Origin of the sequence: Brunnivagina elsteri CCALA 953 (assembly GCF_002289455.1) — a bacterium.
Classification (GTDB): domain Bacteria; phylum Cyanobacteriota; class Cyanobacteriia; order Cyanobacteriales; family Nostocaceae; genus Brunnivagina; species Brunnivagina elsteri.
Genome location: NZ_NTFS01000563.1, coordinates 1 through 3,276, shown reverse-complemented (window position 1 = coordinate 3,276; position 3,276 = coordinate 1). Strand labels below are relative to the sequence as shown.

At 35.8% G+C, this 3,276-nt stretch carries 4 protein-coding genes and 1 pseudogene; 3 read left to right on the top strand and 2 right to left on the bottom strand.

Going from position 1 to position 3,276, the window contains the following annotated elements:
• Window positions 1–55: 55 nt before the first annotated feature.
• The 3 genes from CK510_RS28360 (at window position 56) to CK510_RS28350 (ending at window position 1,257) form a co-directional block, all read left to right on the top strand.
• Window positions 56–418: a DUF6876 family protein gene (locus CK510_RS28360; protein WP_095724825.1), complete on the top strand. Its 363-nt coding sequence runs from the start codon at window positions 56–58 to the stop codon at window positions 416–418.
• Between the two features lie 34 nt (window positions 419–452).
• Complete coding sequence (locus CK510_RS28355) at window positions 453–698, top strand: Pb-reticulocyte-binding protein (RefSeq protein ID WP_095724824.1); 246 nt, start codon at window positions 453–455, stop codon at window positions 696–698.
• A 169-nt stretch (window positions 699–867) separates the two neighbouring features.
• Window positions 868–1,257 carry a hypothetical protein gene (locus CK510_RS28350; protein WP_095724823.1) on the top strand — a complete coding sequence of 130 codons (390 nt, stop codon included), beginning with the start codon at window positions 868–870 and terminating at the stop codon, window positions 1,255–1,257.
• Window positions 1,258–1,727: 470 nt separating this feature from the next.
• Here the strand turns inward: CK510_RS28350 and CK510_RS28340 are convergent, their stop codons facing one another.
• Entirely contained in the window at window positions 1,728–2,633 is a 906-nt protein-coding gene (locus tag CK510_RS28340) for a M48 family metallopeptidase (RefSeq protein ID WP_245912484.1), read from the bottom strand.
• 237 nt (window positions 2,634–2,870) lie between these two features.
• Window positions 2,871–3,276, bottom strand: a pseudogene (locus CK510_RS28335) (hypothetical protein); the annotation flags it as partial.

Here is a 3,276-nt window from a genome sequence, read left to right as displayed (position 1 = left end):
TGTCAATAGGGTTTGAGATGCGCTAACCCTGCTGTAAAATCAAGGATTTTAAAAAATGAAAACACCGCAACAAATAAGCAGTGAGCTTAAGCAATTTACTGGTTCCACGACTCTCTACAAACACTGGCTTGGTTTGAAATATACAGATGGTATCAAATATTTAGCCGAAGAAACAAACTGCTATTGGCTAATAGATGCAATCTTCTCCCATCAAACGAAACAATTTCTATCCAATCCTAATTTACGAGAATTTCAAATCTGGCATTTACGAGTTGAAAATAATTCCGGTGTTTTGACTTGCGAGTGGGATACAAACCAAGAAGTATTACGACAGGAAATTGAATATACGGATTTTCCACTAAGTCACATCAAGCTCTATTTAGTAGAAAGAATTCTCATGCTTACCAGTGAATATTAAGCTGCATCAAAGTCATAAATATTGGGAGAATAACATGCTAGAAGCAATTAGCAGTGAGCAAGCATTTATCACAAATATCGAATTATTCGTGAGTAAAGCTGACAAATTTATCAAAATCTATTACTCAGGTATTAGCGAAGAAAATCAAGTTCGAGAGATTATGCAAGAACTGCAAAATTTGGTCTTGGATACTGACTTACGGCAGTTGGAAATAGATTATCAGGATTACCGAGAACGTACTGACTTATTCGCTGATTGCGACAATTCTACCTGGTTTTAAGTTACTTCGTTCGTAAGGAGGAAGGAAGAAGGGAAATTACTTTGTACCTTCTACTAAATGTGGGGAAATCCCAATTCCAGATTTCTTTATTCTTACTTCTTCCCTCTTCCTTTGTTTTAAGAAGGCTAACGCCAATAGGAAAATGAATGATTTAAGAGGTATTTGAATTATGGCTACACGTAAACAATCAACAACTAATTTCCAAGCAATAGATAACTCGATTTTGGGTGAATATGCTGTTAGTGATTATTCAGAGCGAGTCTATACCAAAGTATACTATTCCATACGTTCTCTGTGTGGATTAGTTGCAAAGCGTTCTCTGAACAATACCTTTAGCTGGGACGAATTCAAAGAGCGTTTTACCAATGATTTTGGGAAGGTTGAAGAAAAGCGATATTCTCTAGAACAATTGCTGGAATATGCTAGCCGTAAATTTGGTAAAACTTTGGAAGAGTTGTTAATTCAACATCAAATTTCTTGGCAGCGTAGACAAGAATATGCCGAGCGGAATAGGGTAGAAAATCAAGCTGAGACAATCGCAGAAAATACCCACTACTAATCTCAGAATAATAATTCCAAGATGAAAATCCTCCAGTGATTAATCGTTGCTGGAGGATTTTGATTAAAAGCATATTCTCGCTTCAATAAAAATGCTTTTAACCCTAATCCAACAAATTTAAAGCATCTGCTGGTAGTAATATGCGACAAAATAGCTATATAGCTTGGGAAGGTAATTCTTTAATTGACGGTTTTCCTATCGTTTTAATTTTTTTAATTTTAACTGGCTTTGTCTTTCCAAGCTTCAATAAAAAGACAGGAAGCGAAATGATACAATCGTGTTTATACCAATTATATGTAAAGCTGCATAGAATCAATCCTTATTAACCAAGGCTTTACTCAATTAATTATGTGCAGCTTCATACTAGAATGGTATTAGATATTTTATGCAATAAAAATACCAAAACTTTCTGTGAAAGGGTAGCGAAAAGCCAAATGATTTACGCTCCCCATATCACATCTTCTAATTATTTATCGCGAGACAAATCTGGAATTTATTCGCAAAGATATTCCATCATCGGATAAATCAAATTTAAGAGATTTATAATTAATCTGTAATCGCTCATTCCCATCCATCCATAAGTTCAACCACGGATATTTCTTTATCACTTGCTTTAATGCATTAATTCTTAGCTGTGTGGGTGGATGGGTACTATTTTCTGTGTAGTCGGAAGGTAAACGAGAAAGTAAGTTAAAGACTCGAAACCCTCCGTCGATATCATAGCCTGCTTTCACTATATAGGTGTAACCAATTTCATCGGCTTCAAATTCGTGTTGGCGACTTAAAGCTTGAATTTTGTTATCAAACTCCTGCTTTTTCTGGATAATAATTCGTTGTTTAATTACATCCTTTTTGGCGACGGATATGGGAGTTTTTGATTTTCTTCTTTCTTCGACAATCCAATTGGTAAATTCTGTCTCTGCTTCCTTCAATAATTTATCTTTTAAACGTGCTTCTGTTTCTTCTTGCTGTGCAGAATGACGTTGGGTATGGTGGGCTAATTCGTGGCTGATGATAAATGCTAATGCGGCATCATCGCCGTGTATTTGGTCTAATAAGCCTTTGTAAATGACAATTTTGTTTAATTCGCCAGCATATGCATTGATATCATACTCGTCGCTGACTTCAAAGCGCCAAGGATGGTCATCTAGTCCATTGGCACGAATTACTTTTTCGGCGACGCTATATACCCATTGTAAGTTAGTTTTTTTGGGTTTTACTTGTGAAGTAGATGTTGATGAATTGATAGCTGATAAATTTGGTGGAGTTACTGTTTGAGCAATAGCAGGTATATTTAGGTTGAGTAATATGCTACTGCTAAAACCTAATGTTGTGGAGATGATTTTATGAATGTGTGGATGTGGAGTTTTCATCATCGTAAATATTGCTGTTTGTTTTTTGGGTGTTCTTGATAATATTTACGAGATGACAATGGTATTTTTACGCATTTATGATTTTTATTGAGGATTATTTTAATTAAAAAAGCGAGCAAGATGCCCGCACTACAAGTGTTAATAAAGAATGGAAGGTGATTTTACGCGAATGATTCCTTTTGTTTCTACAAAATTTTAAAAGTATTAAAAAATTTGCTAGCATCACCAATCGCAGGATTTTCAGCGCACACGCTCTGGATAAACTCCGAAAGAATCAAAGAAATTCACAGCTTCTGTGGTTAATTCCCCTTCTGTTACAGCTGCCATAAAATACATCCGTCCCTTGACTATAAATCCTCGATATTGTCCTGTTGTTCCATCAGTGTGTTGCACCAACAATTCTAAGCCAGGGTATTCATCAATTTCCAAATTTGTGCTTCTGACTATTTTTCCTGTGTCAGTCATTTCTCCTCGTATTGAAGTCTGTAATACTTCACGAATTTGTTCGGCAGATAAATAAGTCGCTTCAACTGGCATGTCTCTGTGGAGAATAATATAGGCAGTTTGACTTGGGTGTGGCTCTTTTGGAAGTACGCTATACTTTGGAAGAATAAAGATGATAAGCTGGTCAGAGTAGTATTTTGAG

Bases quoted from the DNA above. Each gene is read 5' to 3' on its own strand.
- CK510_RS28360 (WP_095724825.1), top strand. From the start codon at position 56: ATGAAAACACCGCAACAAATAAGCAGTGAGCTTAAGCAATTTACTGGT.
- CK510_RS28355 (WP_095724824.1), top strand. From the start codon at position 453: ATGCTAGAAGCAATTAGCAGTGAGCAAGCATTTATCACAAATATCGAA.
- CK510_RS28350 (WP_095724823.1), top strand. From the start codon at position 868: ATGGCTACACGTAAACAATCAACAACTAATTTCCAAGCAATAGATAAC.
- CK510_RS28340 (WP_245912484.1), bottom strand. From the start codon at position 2,633: ATGATGAAAACTCCACATCCACACATTCATAAAATCATCTCCACAACA.